The 18,489-nt window shown below is 67.2% G+C and carries 17 protein-coding genes; 10 read left to right on the forward strand and 7 right to left on the reverse strand.

Features of this window, described 5'->3' with window-relative positions:
• Positions 1–798: a sulfite exporter TauE/SafE family protein gene (locus tag C3942_RS15780; RefSeq protein ID WP_104231329.1), complete on the reverse strand. Its 798-nt coding sequence runs from the start codon at positions 796–798 to the stop codon at positions 1–3.
• A gap of 101 nt (positions 799–899) precedes the next feature.
• On the opposite strand from C3942_RS15780, the gene cysB reads away from it, so the two are divergent.
• The 5 genes from cysB to C3942_RS15805 all read left to right on the forward strand — a co-directional run bounded on the left by cysB (position 900) and on the right by C3942_RS15805 (position 5,384).
• Positions 900–1,886, forward strand: a complete 987-nt coding sequence (gene cysB, locus C3942_RS15785) for an HTH-type transcriptional regulator CysB (RefSeq protein ID WP_104231330.1) — start codon at positions 900–902, stop codon at positions 1,884–1,886.
• An 86-nt stretch (positions 1,887–1,972) separates the two neighbouring features.
• A complete protein-coding gene (locus C3942_RS15790) occupies positions 1,973–3,643 on the forward strand; it encodes a nitrite/sulfite reductase (RefSeq protein ID WP_104231331.1) in 1,671 nt (556 codons plus the stop codon).
• Complete coding sequence (locus tag C3942_RS15795) at positions 3,640–4,140, forward strand: DUF934 domain-containing protein (protein ID WP_104231332.1); 501 nt, start codon at positions 3,640–3,642, stop codon at positions 4,138–4,140. Before C3942_RS15790 ends, C3942_RS15795 begins: the two co-directional genes overlap by 4 nt.
• 243 nt (positions 4,141–4,383) lie before the next feature.
• Positions 4,384–5,142: a hypothetical protein gene (locus tag C3942_RS15800; protein ID WP_243393630.1), complete on the forward strand. Its 759-nt coding sequence runs from the start codon at positions 4,384–4,386 to the stop codon at positions 5,140–5,142.
• Positions 5,143–5,168: 26 nt separating this feature from the next.
• Positions 5,169–5,384, forward strand: coding sequence for a hypothetical protein (locus C3942_RS15805; protein ID WP_104231333.1), 216 nt, complete (start codon positions 5,169–5,171; stop codon positions 5,382–5,384).
• Between the two features lie 179 nt (positions 5,385–5,563).
• Here C3942_RS15805 and serS read toward each other — a convergent pair whose 3' ends face one another.
• From serS to C3942_RS15830, 5 genes are all read right to left on the reverse strand, one after another.
• Positions 5,564–6,835, reverse strand: a complete 1,272-nt coding sequence (serS, locus tag C3942_RS15810) for a serine--tRNA ligase (protein ID WP_104231334.1) — start codon at positions 6,833–6,835, stop codon at positions 5,564–5,566.
• Between the two features lie 70 nt (positions 6,836–6,905).
• Positions 6,906–7,283, reverse strand: a complete 378-nt coding sequence (gene crcB / locus C3942_RS15815; RefSeq protein ID WP_104231335.1) for a fluoride efflux transporter CrcB — start codon at positions 7,281–7,283, stop codon at positions 6,906–6,908.
• The gene (locus C3942_RS15820) at positions 7,280–8,620 is read right to left on the reverse strand and encodes a replication-associated recombination protein A (protein WP_104231336.1); all 1,341 of its coding nucleotides are present in this window, start codon (positions 8,618–8,620) and stop codon (positions 7,280–7,282) included. The genes crcB and C3942_RS15820 overlap by 4 nt, the downstream gene beginning before the upstream one ends.
• Positions 8,621–8,694: 74 nt before the next feature.
• Positions 8,695–9,318 carry an outer membrane lipoprotein periplasmic chaperone LolA gene (gene lolA, locus C3942_RS15825; protein WP_104231451.1) on the reverse strand — a complete coding sequence of 208 codons (624 nt, stop codon included), beginning with the start codon at positions 9,316–9,318 and terminating at the stop codon, positions 8,695–8,697.
• 553 nt (positions 9,319–9,871) lie between these two features.
• On the reverse strand, positions 9,872–12,295 hold the full coding sequence (locus tag C3942_RS15830; protein WP_104231337.1) for a DNA translocase FtsK: 2,424 nt from the start codon (positions 12,293–12,295) through the stop codon (positions 9,872–9,874).
• A 151-nt stretch (positions 12,296–12,446) separates the two neighbouring features.
• On the opposite strand from C3942_RS15830, the gene C3942_RS15835 reads away from it, so the two are divergent.
• The 5 genes from C3942_RS15835 to infA all read left to right on the forward strand — a co-directional run bounded on the left by C3942_RS15835 (position 12,447) and on the right by infA (position 15,883).
• A complete protein-coding gene (locus C3942_RS15835) occupies positions 12,447–12,779 on the forward strand; it encodes a hypothetical protein (protein WP_104231338.1) in 333 nt (110 codons plus the stop codon).
• Positions 12,780–12,791: 12 nt separating this feature from the next.
• Complete coding sequence (locus C3942_RS15840; RefSeq protein WP_104231339.1) at positions 12,792–13,919, forward strand: GNAT family N-acetyltransferase; 1,128 nt, start codon at positions 12,792–12,794, stop codon at positions 13,917–13,919.
• 2 nt (positions 13,920–13,921) lie between these two features.
• The gene (gene aat, locus C3942_RS15845) at positions 13,922–14,677 is read left to right on the forward strand and encodes a leucyl/phenylalanyl-tRNA--protein transferase (protein ID WP_104231340.1); all 756 of its coding nucleotides are present in this window, start codon (positions 13,922–13,924) and stop codon (positions 14,675–14,677) included.
• Between the two features lie 178 nt (positions 14,678–14,855).
• Positions 14,856–15,572 carry an arginyltransferase gene (locus tag C3942_RS15850; RefSeq protein WP_104231341.1) on the forward strand — a complete coding sequence of 239 codons (717 nt, stop codon included), beginning with the start codon at positions 14,856–14,858 and terminating at the stop codon, positions 15,570–15,572.
• Positions 15,573–15,664: 92 nt separating this feature from the next.
• Positions 15,665–15,883 carry a translation initiation factor IF-1 gene (gene infA / locus C3942_RS15855; protein WP_104231342.1) on the forward strand — a complete coding sequence of 73 codons (219 nt, stop codon included), beginning with the start codon at positions 15,665–15,667 and terminating at the stop codon, positions 15,881–15,883.
• 302 nt (positions 15,884–16,185) lie between these two features.
• Here the strand turns inward: infA and clpA are convergent, their stop codons facing one another.
• Complete coding sequence (gene clpA / locus C3942_RS15860; protein WP_104231343.1) at positions 16,186–18,462, reverse strand: ATP-dependent Clp protease ATP-binding subunit ClpA; 2,277 nt, start codon at positions 18,460–18,462, stop codon at positions 16,186–16,188.
• Positions 18,463–18,489 lie beyond the last annotated feature (27 nt).

The raw sequence follows: 18,489 nt of genomic DNA on the forward strand, positions 1-18,489 counted from the left end.
TTAATGCGCGAACAGCTTCCAGAGCATGGTCAGCGCGATGAAAATCAGCAGGCCGGCAATGGTCTTCTTGAGTGCCTTGTCGGACAGCCTGAAGCCGATGCGGCTGCCGATCCAGATGCCGGGGATGGCGCCGATCAGCAGGAAGCCGAGCATGCTGTAGTTGACCGTGCCGATGCCGGCATGGCCGATGCCGGCGATGCCGGTGATCAGCACCGCATGCGCCAGGTCGCTGCCGACCAGGCTGATCGGCGCGTGCCGCGGATACAGGATCAGCAGCAGCATCATGCCGATCACGCCGGCGCCGACCGAGGAGATCGTCACCAGCGCGCCGATCAGGACGCCGCAGACCACGGTCATGGCTCGCTGGCCGTCGCCGTGCAGCCAGTCCACGAAGCCGCCATGGCGGCCTTGCAGGGACCGCCACAGCCGGTCCTGGAACAGCGAGACCGTGGCCGTGACCAGCACCGCGATGGCCAGCACCAGCTTGATCAGCTGGTCCAGCTCCCTGTCGGCTCCGTGGCCGTGCAGGAACAGCAGGGTCAGCAGCGCCGCCGGCACGCTGCCGGCCGAGAGCCAGCCGACGATCTTCCAGTCCAGCGAGCCGTTGCGGCCGTGCAGGACCACGCCGAAGGCCTTGCTGATGCTGGCATAGAGCAGGTCGGTGCCGACCGCGACCGCCGGGCTGATGCCGTAGAACAGGATTAGGATCGGCGTCATCAGCGAACCGCCGCCGACGCCGGTCGCGCCGACCGCCGTGCCCACCACGAGTCCCGCCAGGGAAAAGGCCCAATCCTGCATGCTATCGCCACCAAAAGGAGCGGCAAGCTAACAGCGGCCTCTTAGCCCGCGAAAGAATTATTGGATATAGTGTTATTTCCCAATTGAATATGGGTGCGCCGATGAAGCTCCGCCAGCTCCACTACATCCATGAAGTCGCCCGCCGCGGCCTCAACGTGACCGCCGCAGCCGAGGCCCTCTTCACCTCCCAGCCGGGGGTCAGCAAGCAGATCAAGCTGCTGGAGGAAGAACTGGGGGTCGATGTCTTCGTCCGCAACGGCAAGCACCTGTCGGAGGTGACACCGGCCGGCAAGCGCATCCTCGACTATACCGCCCGCCTGCTGGCGGAGGCGGAGAACATCAAGAACGTGGCCGAGGAGTTCCGCGACACCGATCGCGGCGACCTGTCCATTGCCACCACGCATACGCAGGCGCGGTACGCCCTGCCCCAGGTGATCCAGCGCTTCCGCAAGCTGTATCCCAAGGTCACCCTGCACCTGCATCAGGGCTCGCCGCCGCAGATCGCCAAGATGGCGGCCGAGGGCCAGGCGGACTTCGCCATCGCCACCGAGGCGATGCACCATTTCGACAGCCTGGTGATGCTGCCCTGCTACCAGTGGAACCGCTGCGTCTTGGTCAAGCCCAACCACCCGCTGGCCGCGATCCGCAAACTGACCCTCAAGGACGTGGCGCAGTACCCCATCGTCACCTACACCTTCGGCTTCACCGGCCGCTCCAAGCTGGACCAGGCCTTCGCCGCGCGCGGGCTGAAGCCGGACGTGGTCCTGACCGCGGTGGACGCCGACGTCATCAAGACCTACGTGCGCCTCGACATGGGCGTGGGCATCATCGCCAACATGGCCTACGACGAGCGGGCAGACAAGGATCTGAAGCGGCTTTCGGCGAACCACCTGTTCGAGCCCAGCGTGACCCATATCGGCTTCCGGCGCGGCATGTTCCTGCGCCGCTACATGTATGATTTCATGTCTGTTTTTGCCGAACACCTGACACATGAGCTGGTCGATGAACTGACCGGCATCGCCGACCACGAGGCGCGCATGCAGCGCACCCAGCAGTTGATCGACCCGGCCGCCCTGCCCGAATCCTGAGCGCCGGCGGCGATGCCCGCCATGTCCGGTTATAACGCCGGGCCTGTTATAATTTTGGGCTCGCTACCGCGCTTTCTGAGGCAGGCATGTACCGTTACGATTCTTTCGACCAGCAGCTGGTGGATGACCGCGTCGCGCAGTTCCGCGGCCAGACCCAGCGTTTCCTCGCCGGCCAGCTCCCCGAGGACGAGTTCCGCAGCCTGCGCCTGCGCAATGGACTGTACATCCAGCGCTTTGCGCCGATGCTGCGGGTCAGCATTCCCTATGGCCTGATCTCGTCGAAGCAGATGCGCATGCTGGGCCACATCGCCCGCAAGTACGACAAGAACTACGGCCACTTCACCACCCGCCAGAACATCCAGTACAACTGGCCGAAGCTGGAACAGGTGCCCGACATCCTGGCGGACCTGGCCAGCGTGCAGATGCACGCGATCCAGACCTCCGGCAACTGCATCCGCAACATCACCACGGATCACCTGGCCGGCGCCGCCGCCGACGAGCTGGTGGACCCGCGCCCGTACTGCGAGATCACCCGCCAGTGGGCCACGTTCCACCCCGAGTTCAACTGGCTGCCGCGCAAGTTCAAGATCGCCTTCTGCGCCACCGAGACCGACCGCGCCGCCACGCGCCTGCACGACATCGGCGTGTTCATCGTGCGCAATGCCCAAGGCGAACTGGGCTACGCGATCTACGCCGGCGGCGGCCTCGGCCGCACGCCGATCGTGGCGCCGAAGATCCGCGACTTCCTGCCCGAACTGGACCTGCTGTCCTACCTCGAGGCGATCCTGCGCGTGTACAACCGCCTGGGCCGGCGCGACAACATGTACAAGGCGCGCATCAAGATCCTGGTCAAGGAAACCGGGCCGGCGAAGTTCACCGAACTGGTGGAGGCGGAGTGGGCCAAGATCCGCGACGGCGAGCTCAAGCTCACCGCCGCCGACTTCGACCGGATCCGCCAGCACTTCGACGAGCATCCGTATGCGGCCGACGCCGACGCCGATGCCAGCTTCGATGCCGCGGTGGCGGCCGACTCCGCCTTCGCCGCCTTCGTGAAGCGCAACGTCAAGGCCCACCGGGTGCCCGGCTACAAGGTCGTGTTCGTGTCGCTGAAGGCGCCCGGCGTCGCCCCGGGCGACATCACCGCCGAGCAGATGGAGTTGGTGGCGCAGCTGGCCGACGACTACAGCTTCAGCGAGATCCGCTCCACGCACGACCAGAACCTGGTGCTGGCCGAGGTGCGCCAGCAGGACGTCTACGCGGTGTGGAAGGCGCTCAAGGCGCACAACCTCGCCACGCCGAACATCGGCCTGCTGACCGACCTGATCTGCTGCCCGGGCCTGGATTTTTGCTCGCTGGCCAACGCCGGTTCCATCGGCGTGTCCGACGAGATCACCGATGCCTTCGAGTCGATGGACGACCTCTACGACATCGGCGAGATGAAGATCAAGATGTCGGGCTGCATGAACGGCTGCGGCCACCACACCGTCGGCCATATCGGCATCCTCGGCGTCGACAAGAAGGGCGAGGAGTGGTACCAGGTGACGCTCGGCGGCTCCGCCGAGAACGACGCCACGCTCGGCGACCGCACCGGCCCCTCCTTCGACCGCGCGCACATCGTGCAGGCGGTGGAACGCATCATCGAGGTCTACCTCGAGCAGCGCAGCAGCGAGGATGAAACCTTCCTGAAGACCTATCGCCGTATCGGCATGGCGCCGTTCAAGGCCCGCCTGTACGCCGACGAAGCGGTGGCGGCATGAGCCTCAACCTGATCCGCGACCGCCAGCTGGTCGCGCACGACTACCCCCTGCTGGCGGACGACGCCGCCCTGCCCGCCTCCGGCACGCTCACCGTGACGCTGGCGCGCTGGCGCCAGGACGGCGAGGCCCTGCGGGCCCCGGGCCTGGCAGTCGGGGTGCGCATCCCCAACACGGTGGACGTGGCGGATGTCTGGGCCGAGGTCTCCGACCGCCCCATGATCAACCTGGAGTTCCCCGGCTTCGCCGACGGCCGCGCCTACTCGCAGGCCCGCGTGCTGCGCGACCGCTACGGTTACCGCGGCGAAATCCGCGCCAGCGGCGGTGCCGTGGTGCGCGACCAGCTGCACGGCATGGCCCGCTGCGGCATCAACGCCTTCGAGCTGCGCCCGGACCAGGACCCGCAGGTCTGCCTCGGCGCCTTCGAGGACTTCGGCCTGGCCTACCAGCCGGCCGCGGACCACGTGACGCCGGTCCTGCGCCTGCGCGGCCGGCGGTAGCCTTCCGGAACCCGTCTCAAAACGTGAGCTGCCGCACAGCGGCGGACCCGTCAGTCGATCTACATTCCTCACCGGCTTGGCGGTCTTCGCTGTTGAGCCTGCGAGGAGCTCAGCGAGCAAGCATTCAAAACAGCCAATTTAGGGCTTGTAATCAGTGGGATAAGCCTCTAGAGTTGCGCTGTCGCGGTGCACAAAACCGGCTGCAATCGTAGCCTCGAGCCATTATCACGGGGATTTATGCTTATGAATTTCAATAAAAAGTTTTTCTTCGCAGCCAGCGCACTGATGGCCGCCAGCACGCCCGCCCTCGCTCAGGTCGAATCGGCCAGCGCCGCTGCCGCGTTCAAGGGCGTTGCCTCCCCCTCCCTGCAGGTCCCGACGGCGTTCGGCGCCAGCTGGGGCGGCGTGGGCTTCGGCGTCTACGGCCAGACCTGCGATTGCAACAACGACGACGCGGACGGCTCCTTCGGCGTTGCGGTCGGCCTGGGTGACGCGGACAAGTACGTCGGCCTTGAAGTGGCTGCCGCCTCGTCCTCGCTGTTCGGCGACAAGGGCAGCGGCGACAGCTTCGGCGAAGTCGGCGCCTTCGGCCTGAAGCTGCACACCAACCTGCCGGGCGATGCCTCCTTCGCCGTCGGCGTGACCGGCACCGGCCGCTGGGGCGACAACAACCCGAACCGCTCCAGCGTCTACGCTGCCGCGGCCAAGTTCTTCGACCTGGGCCCGGTGGCCTCGATCGTGAACATCGGCATCGGCGACGGCATCTTCAACGAGCCGGGCGACACCGGCGCCAACCTGTTCGGCTCGGTCGGCGTGTACTTCACCCCGCAGATCGCGCTGATCGCCGAGCACACCGGCCGCTTCACCAATGCCGGCGTGTCGTTCGCTCCCTTCAAGGCCTTCCCGCTCACGGTCACGGTCGGCGGCACCAACCTCGGCGAGCGCTACGGCGCCGACGCCGAAGTCGCCGTTGCCGTCGGTTACGGTATCAACTTCAAGTAAGGCCGCAAGGCCCAGGAGTCACTCTCATGCGTAAGATGATCACGGTTGTTGCACTGGCGGCGATGGGCTTTTCCGCTCCGGGCTTCGCCCAGAGCGGCACCAGCGGCACCAGCGGCAGCGCTGGCTTGGGCATCGACCTGGCGGGCATCACCGTCTCGGTGACCGCCAACCCCTACATCACCACCCAGAACCTGGGCCCGGTCGTGGCCCTGATCAAGTGGGGCAGCAACAAGTCGAACTAAGCTCTGGCGCATAGTCAGCAGCCCGCTGGCCTTGGCCAGCAACGAAAAGCCCCCGGAATCGGGGGCTTTTCTGTTTTTCGGATGACCGTTACGGCGGCCCGCACCCGGCAGAACCTGCGGCAGGGCGGCAGAGGCCCACGCCCGGCCCCGCCACGGTCCGATCGCGCTCCGGCGCCCGCTCAGGCCTGCACGGATTCGATACCGCCGGCGTACGGGCGCAGCGCGGCCGGCACCTCGATGGAACCATCCGGCTGCTGATAGTTCTCCAGGATCGCCACCAGCGTGCGACCCACCGCAAGGCCGGAACCGTTGAGGGTGTGCAGCAGTTCAGGCTTGCCGTTGGCACCGCGGTAGCGGGCCAGCATGCGGCGCGCCTGGAAGTCCTCGCAGTTGGAGCAGGAGCTGATCTCGCGGTAACGCTGCTGCGAAGGCAGCCAGACCTCGATGTCGTAGGTCTTGGCCGCACCGAAGCCCATGTCGCCGGTGCAGAGCGCCATCACGCGGTAAGGCAGCTCCAGCTTCTGCAGGATCTTCTCCGCATGGCCGGTGAGCTGCTCCAGCGCCTCGTAGGACTGCGAGGGCTCGACGGCGTGCACCAGCTCCACCTTTTCGAACTGGTGCTGCCGGATCATGCCCTTGGTGTCGCGGCCCGCCGAGCCGGCCTCCGAGCGGAAGCAGGGCGTGTGCGCCACCCAGCGCCGCGGCAGCGTCTCCGCCGAGACGATCTCGTCGCGCAGCAGGTTGGTGACCGGCACCTCCGCCGTCGGGATCAGCATCCATTCCTGCTCGCCCTTGAGCGCGAACAGGTCTTCGCCGAACTTCGGCAGTTGGCCGGTACCACGCAGCGAGGCACTGTTGACGATGTAGGGAACGTAGAGCTCCTCGTAGCCATGCTCCCGCGTGTGCACGTCGAGCATGAACTGCACCAGGGCGCGATGCAGGCGCGCCAGGCCGCCGCGCAGCACGGTGAAGCGCGCGCCGGTCAGCTTGGCGCCCGCGGCGAAGTCCATCTGCCCCAGTGCCTCGCCCAGGTCGGCATGATCCTTGGGGTTCGCGATGTCCCGCGGCGTACCCCAGCGGCGGACCTCGACATTGCCGCCCTCATCCTGTCCGTCCGGTACCGAGGCATGCGGCAGGTTCGGCAGGCGCAGCGCGAAATCCTCGAACTCGACCTGCAGGGCCGCCAGGGCCTGCTCGTTGTCGGCCAGCTGGCGCTTGAGCGCGTCCATGCTCTCCAGGATCGGCGTCACGTCTTCGCCCTTGGCCTTGGCCTGGCCGATGCGCTTGGAGCCGGCATTGCGCTCGGACTGCAGGCGCTCGGTCTCGGTCTGGAGTTGCTTGCGGCGGGCTTCCAGGCCGTTGAAGCGTTCAAGGTCGAAGACGAAGCCGCGGCGCGCGAGTTGCGCGGCGACCTGCTCCGTCTGGCTGCGGAGAAGCTTGGGGTCGAGCATGGGAGAAGTCCGTGATTCTTGTGGCGCGTATTGTAGGCGCCGGGGCCTGTCCGGGCGACAGGCCGGAGTCTCAGGCGTAGCGCCGCACCAGCAGCAGGCCCAGGACGCAGGCCGCCAGGCACAGCACCAGGTTCAAGGCCGCGTTGGAGAATGCCGCCAATACCTGCCCCTCTTCCGCCAGGCGCACGGTTTCCAGCGAGAAGGCCGAGAAGGTGGTGAATCCGCCGAGGAAGCCGGTCATGAACAGCGCGCGCCACCCGGCCGCCGCGTCGAAGCGCTCCACCAGCAAGGCATAGGCGATCCCCGCCAGCAGCGAGCCGCAGACGTTGACCGCCAGGGTCCCCCAGGGAAAACTCGCGGCGCCCAGCGCCGCCGCCCAGCGCACCACCGCAAGACGGCAGACCGAGCCGAGTCCGCCGCCGAGTGCCACTGCGAGCCAGGTGCTCATGATCCGGAGCCCTTCTTCGCCGCCCGCAGCTGCTCCAGCTTCTCGGCAATCTTGATCTCGAAGCCACGTCGCACCGGCTGGTAGAACTCGGTGCCGCGCAAGCGGTCCGGCAGGTACTGCTGGCCTGCCGCATGGCCGCCCGCTTCGTCATGGTCGTAGCGATAGCCCTCGCCGTAGCCAAGATCCTTCATCATCCTGGTGGGCGCGTTGCGGATGTGCAGGGGCACCTCCAGCGATCCTGTCTGCTCCACTACCGCGCGCGCCGCGTTGTAGGCGGTGTAGACGGCGTTGCTCTTGGGGGCCACCGCCAGGTAGACCACGGCCTGCGCGATCGCGAGTTCCCCTTCCGGGCTGCCCAGCCGCTCATAGGTATCCCAGGCTTCCAGGCAAAGGCCCTGGGCCCGCAGGTCGGCGAGCCCTACGTCCTCCACCGCCATGCGCGTCACCCGCCGCATCAGGTAGCCGGGATCGGCGCCGCCATCGAGCATGCGCGCCAGCCAGTACAGGGCACCGTCCGGATCGCTGCCGCGTACGGACTTGTGCAGGGCCGAGATCTGGTCGTAGAAATTCTCGCCCTGCTTGTCGAAGCGGCGGAAGCCCCTGCCGATCAGCCGCTCCAGCAGCGCGTCATCGCGGGAAGCCTCGGCGCGCGACAGTTCCACCGCCGTCTCCAGCAGGATCAGCGAGCGCCGTGCGTCGCCGTCGGCGGCTTCGGCGATGCGCCGCAGCCAGCTTTCCGGGATCGCCTCCTGGCCTGTGCCCAGGCCGCGCTCTGCATCCGCCAGGGCACGGCGCAGCAGATCCAGGATCGCCGGTTCGTCCAGCGCGCGCAGCACGAAGACGCGCAGCCGCGACAGCAGCGCCGCATTGAGTTCGAAGGAAGGGTTCTCCGTGGTGGCGCCGACCAGCACGACCGTGCCGTCCTCCACGAAGGGCAGCAGCGCGTCCTGCTGCCCCTTGTTGAAACGATGGATCTCGTCGATGAACAGCAGGGTGCGCCGCGGCGTCAGTCCGCGCAGCTCCGCCTGCGCCGCGGCCATCGCCTCGCGGATGTCCTTGACGCCCGCCAGCACCGCCGACAGCGTCAGGAACTGCGCGTCGCTGTGCTGGGCGATCAACCGCGCCAGCGTGGTCTTGCCGACGCCCGGCGGCCCCCAGAACACCATGGAGGGAATACTGCCCGCCTCCAGCAGCACGCGCAGCGGCGCCCCGGGCCCCAGCAGGTGATCCTGGCCGAAGACCTCGTCCAGCGTCCGTGGACGCATGCGCTCCGCCAGCGGGTGAGTCGGATGAGGCCGACGCCCAGTGGACGTCGGCCCCGACGAACGCCCAGCCATGGATGGCTGGGCAGGGGGGGGCTCAGACGCGCCGCTGTCGCGCCATGGACGGCCACCCTGCTCTTCTGGCCCGCTCATCCGCCCCCGTCCACCACTTCCGCGCCCTTGGGCGGGGTGAAGCTGAACTGTGCCGCGTCGATCTTCGGATTGGTCTTGATCGCCGTGAAGCGGATATCGGTCTTGCCGCCCAGTTGGTCATGGAAGCGCATACGCTGTGGCACGCCATTGCTGAGCCACAGCTCGATCGACTTGAAATCGCCATCCTGGCTCTTGGGCAACAGGCGCACGATGCTGGCGCCGTTCTCGCTGCCGCCGTCCTGCAGCGTGTACGCATCACCCAACAGCGCCTTCTGCGACAGCAGAGCCGCCGGCGTGCCGCTGAGCGCCTGCTCCGCCGACCGCACCGTCACCTGCGCCAGGTCCGGGTCATAGAGGTAGATCTTCTTGCCGTCGCAGACCATCAGCTGCGCGTACGGCTTCTCATAGGTCCAGCGGAACTTGCCAGGCCGCGACAGAGCGATCTTGCCCGAACTCGTGCCCGTGACCTTGCCGGCTTCATCCGACTGCACCTGGCTGAAGTCCGCCGTCAGCGTCTGCACGCCATCCACGAACTTGCGCAGCGTGGTCTGGGGGTCTTCCGCGTGGGCAGGCAGGATAGAGGCCAGGCCCAGGAGGGCGGCGAAGAGGCGAAGCTTCATGGTGGTGAATCCGTTCAAAAATGACATCTCCAGTATGCGAGGAGGGGCTGAATCGGTTCTGAACCTCGGGTCTTGGTGAGCGTAGCGAATGCTTTTGATGTCGGGTCCCATTGTGCGAGTGCCTGCGCGGGGGGCGGGCGCAGGGTCGAGCCGGGCATGGATGCCCGGCCGAGGACACGCAGGCCATGGATGGCCTGTGTGTCCGACCCGTCGCGCCTGAGCATCGCGCAGGTTGCCCCGCTTCAGCGGGGCCGCTCGCACCTGGGTGTGCTTTCTTTGGTTACTCGCCCCCAGGCGAAACCAACCCTCAGAGTCTCACTGCACCTGAGCGGCCTCAGGGCCGCCACCCCTCTCCCAGCCCCTCTCCCACAAGGGGAGAAGGAGTCGATTGCGGACGCGATCCCTCTGGCGAATATTTTATCGCGAGGTGGGGTAAACACCTAACGGAATTCCGTTTTTCTGCGAACTGTTGCGCGCCCCTCGATACACCGCTACGCGGCACTCGGGGTGAACGGTCTGGCTAGATCGCAGGGAAAAGCGACGGCTACTCTGGCTACTCACGTCCGCCAGGAGTGAGAATGTCCCTGTTACCGCCCGGCCCCGACGGCCCCACGATCCCCGCCGCCTCCATCTGCTCCACCATCCGTGCCGCGCGGTTGTAGCCGATCTTCAAGCGGCGTTGCACCCAGCTCACACTCGCCTTGCGCGTCTCCAGCACCAGCGCCACCGCCTGGTCGTACAGCGGATCGGCCTCGGCATCGTCGCCGCCGCCCCCGCCCTCGCCCGGCGCCGGCGGCTCGTCGGCGCAGATGTCCTCGATGTACTGCGGCGGCGCCACCTGCTTGAGGTAGGCCACCACCTTGTGTACCTCGTGGTCGTCCACGAAGGCCCCGTGCACGCGATCCAGGCGGCTGGAGCCGATCGGCCGGAACAGGCCGTCGCCATGGCCCAGCAGGGTCTCCGCTCCCATCTCGTCCAGGATCGTGCGCGAGTCGATGCGCGAAGCCACCTGGAAGGCCAGGCGCGAAGGGATATTGGCCTTGATCAGGCCGGTGATCACATCCACGCTGGGGCGCTGGGTGGCCACGATCAGGTGGATGCCGGCGGCACGCGCCTTTTGCGCCAGGCGGGCGATCAGCTCTTCCACCTTCTTGCCTACCACCATCATCATGTCCGCCAGCTCGTCGATGATGATGACGATGTGCGGCATCTCCTCCAGCACCTTCGGCTCGAAGGGCGGCAACTCCTCGTCGAACAGCTCGGGCGCACGCGACAGCGGATCGCGGATCGGCTCGCCGGCGTCGTTGGCCTCCTGGATCTTCTTGTTGAGGCCGGCCAGGTTGCGCACCCCCAGCGCCGACATCAACCGGTAGCGCCGCTCCATCTCGCCCACGCACCAGCGCAGCGCGTTGGACGCATCCTTCATGTCGGTGACCACGGGCGTCAGCAGGTGCGGGATCGCCTCGTAGACCGAAAGCTCAAGCATCTTCGGGTCGATGAAGATGAAGCGCACCTGCTCCTTGGTCGCCTTGAACAGCATCGACAGGATCATGGCGTTGATCGCCACCGACTTGCCCGAGCCCGTGGTGCCTGCCACCAGCAGGTGCGGCATCTTGGCCAGGTCCACCGATACCGGGTGGCCGGCGATGTCCTTGCCCAGGCAGATCGTCAGGGGCGAGGCGATATTGCGGTAGCTGGACGAATCGAGGATCTCCCGCAGCACCACCATCTCGCGCTTCTGGTTGGGCAACTCCAGGCCGATCACCGACTTGCCCTCGATGACCTCGATCACGCGCACGCTGGAAACCGACAGCGAGCGCGCCAGGTCGCGCGAGAGGTTGGTGATCTGCGAGCCCTTCACGCCCGGTGCCGGCTGCATCTCGAAGCGGGTGATCACCGGGCCCGGAGTGGCGTTGACCACCTGGACCTTGACGCCGAATGACGCCAGGTGACGCTCCACGTCACGCGACAGGCGCTCCAGTTCGTCCGGGGTGTACTGGCGGCCGCTCGGCCGGGGCGGATCCAGCATCGACAGCGGCGGCAGCGGATTGCCCTCGAAGGCCGGGACCTCGGCCTTTTCGACCTTCTTCGGCTTGCTGGCCACCGGCTTGGGCGCCGGACGCGGCGCCGGGGCCTCCATCGGCTCCAGTTCGATCGGCTCCGGCGGCGGCGCCGGGATCAGGTCGAACTGCTCCTCCTCGGTCCCGAGCACCGACAGCACCGGCGCCTTGCGCTTGCGCTTCTCGCGCGCCGGCGGTTCGTCCGGCACCAGGAAGTCGTCCAGCGGCCGCTGTTCGGGCGCCCGGAACCCCTCTTCCGCGGGCTCCGGTGCCGGCTCGTCGGTGGGCGGCGGCGGCACCCGGCCCTCGCGCAGCCGCTGCAGCGTGCGCAGCGACCAGGCACCGACCCGGTCCAGCAGCGACAGCCAGGAAAAAGCCAGCGCGAACGGCGCGCTGGCCAGGAACAGGGTCAACAGCAGCAGCGTCGCACCGAAAGCCTTCAGCGCCCCCACCAGCAGCTGCGCCAGGGCCTGGCCACCGATGCCGCCGGCACCCTGGGGCGCCCAATTGGGCGAGGCTCCCACGTGCAGGGCGCTGAGACCGGCGAGGCTGATCAGCATCAGGATCCAGGCCGCCACGCGGATGCCGCGCGGGATCGCCGCCTCGTCCTCCGTCTGGGCCTGGAAAATGCGGATACCCACCAGCAGCACCGCCCAAGGCAGCAGGAAAGCGACGTAGCCGAACAGCGAGAGCAGCACGTCCGCCAGCCAGGCGCCGACACTGCCCGCCAGATTGCGGATCGGCTCCAGGGTGCCGGAGGACGACCAGCCCGGGTCATTGGGACTGTAGGACACCAGGGTAACCAGCAGGAACAGCGACAGCCCCAGGCAGGCCAGCATCGCCGCCTCGCGCGGCAGGCGCTCCAGCCAGCTGGGCCCGGCGGCTTCGTCGGTGGCTTGGGATTTGCTTCGGAACATCAGGACAGTCGGTCGGTACGGGCCATCGGTGAATGATAGCCTGCCATCCGTCCTTCCGTCGGGTCGCCGGCACCCTTGAAAACCGGGATCAAACCTTCATATTGCAACGAGGTCCAACCTACAGGCGTAGCGAAAGACAGGTGAAAGCACCATGACGACGACCAGGCATTTCGTGTTGACCCCGGAAGGCGGGATTCGCGAATTCTCGACCGAGCAGGCCGCGCTGATCGCGGCCGGCACGCGCAGCGTGCCGGAGCTCGCCGACCTGCGCGTGCGCTACCTCCAGCTGACCCTGGACGATAGCGCCGACAGCGGCGAACTCAAGGTCCAGACCGCGGGCGCCAGCATCGTGTTCGACGGCGATGGCCGTCTGCGCGAGGCCGGCCCACCCTCGGACGCCGAGCAGATTTCCCGCTTCGAGCACGACACGGTCGTGCAGTGGGCCCTGAAGAACATTCCCACGGTCGCCCCGACGTTCCACTAGCCCCCCACAGCGATGCGGCTGAGACAGGTTGGCCGCATCGCGGAGGTCCCGGCGCCCGCCTGGGACGCGTTGTTCCCGCCGGACTACCCCTTCACCCGGCACGCCTTCCTTTCCGCCCTTGAACGGCACCGCTGCGTCGGCGGCGACAGCGGCTGGGAACCCTGCCACCTGCTGGCCGAGGCGGACGACGGCAGCCTGGCCGGCGCCGCGCCGCTGTACCTCAAGCAGCACTCCTATGGCGAATTCGTATTCGATTTCGGCTGGGCCGAGGCCAGCCACCGGATCGGCCGCCGCTACTACCCGAAGCTGCTCTGCGCCATTCCCTTCACGCCTGCGACCGGTCCGCGCCTGGGAGCCCGGGATGCCGGGGCGCGGACGGCACTGGCGGCACAGCTGACCGCGATGGGCCGGGACACCACGTCCCTGCACGCGCTGTTCGTCCCGGAGGCCGACCAGGCCCCTCTGCGGGAGGCCGGCATGCTGGAACGCCAGGACATCCAGTTCCACTGGTTCAACCGGGGCTACCCCCGCTTCGAGGACTTCCTGGCCGGCCTGGCCGGCGAAAAGCGCAAGAAGATCCGCCAGGAGCGGCGGCGGGTGGCCGAAGCCGGAATCCGCTTCGAATGGCGCGCCGGGCACGAACTGCGGGACTCCGAATGGGTGGAAGTCTTCGCCCTCTATGCCAATACCTATGAAGAACGCGGCCAGGCGCCGTACCTGAGCCTGCCGTTCCTGCAGGATTTCGGCAGCGCCCCGGACACCCCATTGCGTTTTGCAATGGCCTACGACGGCTCCCGGCTGGTGGCCATGGCCATGACCCTGCAGGGCGGCGACACGCTCTACGGCCGCCACTGGGGCAGCTCGGACCGCTACCACGCCCTGCACTTCGAGACCTGCTACTACCAGGGCATCGAGTACAGCATTGGCCAGGGCCTGCGCCGCTACGACGCCGGCACCCAGGGCGAGCACAAGCTGGCGCGGGGCTTCGTCCCGGTCCGGACCCGTTCGGCGCACATCCTCGCCGACGAGCGGCTCCACAAGGCGGTTGCAGCCCATCTGCAACGCGAAACGGCTTTTGTAGAATTGCGCCATGCCGAGCTGATGCGGCATGTTCCTTACAAGAAGGAGGGCGCAAGCTAAAGATGGATAATCCCATCCGCCTGCACTGGCTGGACCCGCGCAACCCGCATCAGCATTTCCCGCCGGTGCACCTGGCCATGCGCGACCCCAATGGCCTGCTGGCGATCGGCGGCGACCTGTCGCCGGTGCGGCTGCTGCGCGCCTATGCCCAGGGCATCTTCCCCTGGTACAACCCCGACGAACCCATCCTCTGGTGGTGCCCGGACCCGCGCAGCGTCCTGCTGCCCGATGGCCTGAAGGTATCCCGCTCCTTCCGCAAGGCGGTGGAGCGGGCCGACTACGCCGTGACACTGGACCTGGCCTTCCCCGAGGTGATGGAGGCCTGCGCCGGCCTGCGCGACAAGTCGCGCGGGACCTGGCTGGGAAGCGACATGAAGCGCGCCTACCTGGAACTGCATCGCGGCGGACACTGCCACTCGGTGGAGGTCTGGCGCAGCGGCGAACTCATCGGCGGGCTCTACGGCGTCGCGCTGGGCCGCTCCTTCTTCGGCGAATCGATGTTCTCCCGCGCCGACAACGGCTCCAAGATCGCCCTCTACTGGCTCTGCCGCCAGCTCCAGGCCTGGCATTTCGCCCTGATCGACTGCCAAGTCAGTTCGCCGCACCTGCTGAGCCTGGGGGCCGTGGAAATGCCGCGCGAGGAGTTCCTGCGCCTGCAGCGCCCCGCCGCCGAGCAACCCGGGCGCATCGGGCGCTGGCGCTTCGACATCGATGTGCCGGCCGAGACCGCACACCTCAGTCGGGGGGCTGCGGCGTGAGGCGGGCCGGCGCATCCTTGGACCATCGAGAAGCTGCCGGAGCGCCATCCATGGCGGGACTTCTGCTCGCCGATCCAAGCCCGGCCCGGTCATCCATGGCCGGGCGTTCGGCAACACGGGCGATGCCATTTGGGCATCGCCCGAGACGTGTTGCCTCGCCCACGCTGCTCGCGGTGTCATGAGCGAACTCGAACGCATCCGCCTGTTCCTCAGTGTCGAGCACGTCTGTGGCTACCTGCCCGGCCGCGCCTCGCGCAATGCCTTCATCGACCCGGAATTCCCCCTGACTCCGGCCCGCTACGGCTGGCTGCTGGAGCAGGGTTTCCGCCGCAGCGGCGTGCATGTCTACCGGCCCTATTGCCAGCACTGCATGTCCTGCATCCCGGCGCGCATTCCCGCCGCCGGCTTCCAGGCCAACCGCACGCAGCGCCGCTGCCTGTCGCGCAACGCCGACCTGAGCCTGAAGGTGGTCCACCGGCTCAACGAGGAGCACTACGCGCTGTACCGCGACTACCTGCTGTCCCGCCACGCCGGCGGCGGCATGGACGCCCACAACCGCGAAGCCTTCCATACCTTCCTGGAATGCTCCTGGGGCGAGGTGCGCTTCTGGGAGTTCCGTGCCGGGCGGCGCCTGCAGGCCCTGGCCGTGGTGGACGAGACTCCCCGCGGCATTTCCGCGGTCTACACCTTCTTCGACCCGGACGAGACCCGCCGCAGCCTGGGAACCTATGCCGTGCTCCGGCAGGTGGAGGATGCCCGCCAGCGCGACCTGCCCCATGTCTACCTGGGCTACTGGGTGCCGGGCAGCCAGAAAATGGACTACAAGCGCCATTTCCGCCCCCTGGAAGTGCTGATGCACGGCGGCTGGAAGCCCCTGCCCGAGGACGATGGCTGAGCCGCCCGTCCCCCGGAAACCGGCCCGGAAGGCCGGAAAGTTGATGCCGGCCAGCGACTTCCCGATAATGCGCCTCCCAAAAGCTGGCGCTCATGTCCAAAGAAGATCACATCGAAATGGTTGGCACGGTGGTCGACACCCTGCCGAACACCACCTTCCGCGTAAAGCTCGAGAACGGCCACGTCGTCACGGCCCACATCTCCGGCCGCATGCGCAAGCACTACATCCGCATCCTGACCGGCGACAAGGTCACCGTGCAGCTGACGCCGTACGACCTGACCAAGGGTCGTATCACGTTCCGGGATAAGTAAAGCCCCGAGCAGCGTGCAGGGCCCCACGCGAAGCGTGGGATGCTAGCGTCGAGAGTGGGCGGCCGGAGTTGACTGGCTCTGCACCTCCCCGGCCGGTCAAGAAACCAAAGATCAGCGCGCAGGCCCCCACCAAGCTGGGATCCTAGCGTAGTGCGTGAGCGGCCACAGTTGACCGGCCCCACCCCTCCCCGGTAGGTGAAGAAACCAAAGAACAGCGTGAAGGTCATTCCCTCGCGCCTTCTTTCGTTGCCCCATCAAAAAAGCCCGCTTTCGCGGGCTTTTTGTTTTCTACCCGATCCGCCTCACACCGGCTCCAGCGCCGCCGGCCGTTCCCTGGCCTCCAGCTCGAAGGCCAGCTGCCCATCCCGGACCGAGACGTGCACGCTGCCGCCATTGGCGAGCTTGCCGAACAGCAGCTCCTCCGCCAGCGGACGCTTGAGGTTTTCCTGGATCACGCGCGCCATCGGGCGGGCGCCCATCTTGACGTCGTAACCCCGCTCGGCGATCCACTGCTTGGCGTCCTCGTCCACGTCCAGGTGCACGCCCTTGGCGGAGAGCTGCTCCTCGAGCTGCATCAGGAACTTGTCCACCACGCGCACGATCTGCGCCTTGCCCAGCGGGGCGAAGGCCACGATCGCGTCGAGGCGGTTGCGGAACTCCGGCGTGAACATCTTGCGGATCACCTCCAGCGCATCGGTGACGTGGCTCTGCTCGATCAGGCCCATCGAGCGGCGCGAGGACTCCTCGGCGCCGGCGTTGGTGGTCATCACCAGGATGATGTTGCGGAAGTCCGCCTTGCGGCCGTTGTTGTCGGTCAGCGAACCGTGGTCCATGACCTGCAGCAGCAGGTTGAACACGTCCGGATGCGCCTTCTCGATCTCGTCGAGCAGCACCACCGCATGCGGGTGCTTGATCACCGCCTCGGTGAGCAGGCCGCCCTGGTCGAAGCCGACGTAGCCCGGGGGGGCGCCGATCAGTCGCGACACGGTATGCCGCTCCATGTACTCGGACATGTCGAAGCGGATCAACTCCACGCCCAGCAACTGCGCCAGCTGCTTGGTGACCTCGGTCTTGCCGACGCCGGTGGGTCCGGCCAGCAGGAAGTTGCCGATCGGCTTGTCCGGGTTGCCCAGGCCCGAGCGGGCCAGCTTGATCGAGGCCGAGAGCTGCTCGATGGCGGCATCCTGGCCGAAGATCACCAGCTTGAGGTCTCGCTCCAGCGTGGCGAGCTTGTCGCGGTCATTGGCCGAGACGCTCTTGGGCGGGATGCGGGCGATCTTGGCCACGGTCTCCTCGATGTCGCGGACCTGCACGGTCTTGCGGCGGCGGGAGTCCGGCAGCAGGCGCAGGCGCGCCGCCGCCTCGTCGATGACGTCGATGGCCTTGTCCGGCAGGTGGCGGTCGGTGATGTGGCGGGCCGACAGCTCCACCGCGGAGCGGATGGCACCGCGGGTGAACTGCACGCTGTGATGCTCCTCGAAGCGGCTGCGCAGGCCCTCGAGGATCTTGACGCTGTCCTCCACGGTCGGCTCGGTCACGTCGACCTTCTGGAAGCGGCGGGCCAGCGCACGGTCCTTCTCGAAGATGCCGCGGTACTCCTGGTAGGTGGTGGAGCCGATGCAGCGCAAGTCGCCGGAGGCCAGCAGCGGCTTGAGCAGGTTGGAGGCGTCCATGACGCCGCCGCTGGCCGCGCCGGCACCGATGATCATGTGGATCTCGTCGATGAAGACGATCGCGCCCGGCCGTTGCTGCAGTTCCTGCATCACCGCCTTGAAGCGCTTCTCGAAGTCGCCGCGGTACTTGGTGCCGGCGATCAGGGAGCCCATGTCGAGGCTGTAGATCACCGCATTCTTCAGCAGGTCCGGCACCCTGCCCTCGACCACCAGCCAGGCCAGGCCCTCGGCGATCGCGGTCTTGCCGACGCCGGCCTCGCCCACCAGCAGCGGGTTGTTCTTGCGGCGGCGGCACAGGGTCTGCATGACCCGCTCGATCTCATGCTCGCGGCCGATCAGGGGGTCGATCTGGCCGCGGGCGGCACGCTCGTTGAGGTTGGTGGCGTACTGCTCCAGCGCCGACTTGCCGCCGGGCTTCTCCGGCGCGTCCTCGCGCTCCTCGGATTCCTGCTGCGACTTCTCCGGCATGTTGCCGTTCTTGCTGATGCCGTGGGAGATGAAGTTGACCACGTCCAGGCGCGTCACGCCCTGCTCGTTGAGCAGGAACACGGCCTGGGTATCCTTTTCGGCGAAGATCGCCACCAGCACGTTGAGGGTGCTGACCTGCTTCTTGCCGGCCGCCTGCACATGGTAGATGGCGCGCTGCAGCACGCGCTGGAAGGACAGCGTCGGCTGCACCTCCTGCTTGTCGCTGTCCTTGACGGCCTGCACGTGCGTCTTCAGGTAGTCGCGCAGCGATTGCTCGAGCCGGTCCATGTCGCCCCCGGCCGCGATCAGCGCCTCGGAGACATTGGCGTCGGACAGCAGCGCCAGCAACAGGTGCTCGACCGTCAGCAGTTCGTGGCCTTCCATGCGGGCGGCGACGAATGCTGCGTCCAGTGCCTTCTGAAGTTCTTCGGATAACATTTCTTGCTCCGCCTCTGCCGCTCGCGC

The sequence above is a fragment of the Solimonas fluminis genome (genome assembly GCF_002930645.1).
GTDB classification, from domain to species: Bacteria; Pseudomonadota; Gammaproteobacteria; order Nevskiales; family Nevskiaceae; genus Solimonas_A; species Solimonas_A fluminis.

Excerpts from the sequence above, each read along its gene's own strand:
- C3942_RS15830 (WP_104231337.1), bottom strand. The coding sequence starts at position 12,295 with ATGTTCCGAAGCAAATCCCAAGCCACCGACGAAGCCGCCGGGCCCAGC.
- serS (WP_104231334.1), bottom strand. The coding sequence starts at position 6,835 with ATGCTCGACCCCAAGCTTCTCCGCAGCCAGACGGAGCAGGTCGCCGCG.
- infA (WP_104231342.1), top strand. The coding sequence starts at position 15,665 with ATGTCCAAAGAAGATCACATCGAAATGGTTGGCACGGTGGTCGACACC.
- crcB (WP_104231335.1), bottom strand. The coding sequence starts at position 7,283 with ATGAGCACCTGGCTCGCAGTGGCACTCGGCGGCGGACTCGGCTCGGTC.
- cysB (WP_104231330.1), top strand. The coding sequence starts at position 900 with ATGAAGCTCCGCCAGCTCCACTACATCCATGAAGTCGCCCGCCGCGGC.
- C3942_RS15800 (WP_243393630.1), top strand. The coding sequence starts at position 4,384 with ATGAATTTCAATAAAAAGTTTTTCTTCGCAGCCAGCGCACTGATGGCC.
- C3942_RS15835 (WP_104231338.1), top strand. The coding sequence starts at position 12,447 with ATGACGACGACCAGGCATTTCGTGTTGACCCCGGAAGGCGGGATTCGC.
- C3942_RS15820 (WP_104231336.1), bottom strand. The coding sequence starts at position 8,620 with ATGGCTGGGCGTTCGTCGGGGCCGACGTCCACTGGGCGTCGGCCTCAT.
- lolA (WP_104231451.1), bottom strand. The coding sequence starts at position 9,318 with ATGAAGCTTCGCCTCTTCGCCGCCCTCCTGGGCCTGGCCTCTATCCTG.
- C3942_RS15805 (WP_104231333.1), top strand. The coding sequence starts at position 5,169 with ATGCGTAAGATGATCACGGTTGTTGCACTGGCGGCGATGGGCTTTTCC.
- aat (WP_104231340.1), top strand. The coding sequence starts at position 13,922 with ATGGATAATCCCATCCGCCTGCACTGGCTGGACCCGCGCAACCCGCAT.
- C3942_RS15790 (WP_104231331.1), top strand. The coding sequence starts at position 1,973 with ATGTACCGTTACGATTCTTTCGACCAGCAGCTGGTGGATGACCGCGTC.
- clpA (WP_104231343.1), bottom strand. The coding sequence starts at position 18,462 with ATGTTATCCGAAGAACTTCAGAAGGCACTGGACGCAGCATTCGTCGCC.
- C3942_RS15850 (WP_104231341.1), top strand. The coding sequence starts at position 14,856 with ATGAGCGAACTCGAACGCATCCGCCTGTTCCTCAGTGTCGAGCACGTC.
- C3942_RS15840 (WP_104231339.1), top strand. The coding sequence starts at position 12,792 with ATGCGGCTGAGACAGGTTGGCCGCATCGCGGAGGTCCCGGCGCCCGCC.
- C3942_RS15780 (WP_104231329.1), bottom strand. The coding sequence starts at position 798 with ATGCAGGATTGGGCCTTTTCCCTGGCGGGACTCGTGGTGGGCACGGCG.
- C3942_RS15795 (WP_104231332.1), top strand. The coding sequence starts at position 3,640 with ATGAGCCTCAACCTGATCCGCGACCGCCAGCTGGTCGCGCACGACTAC.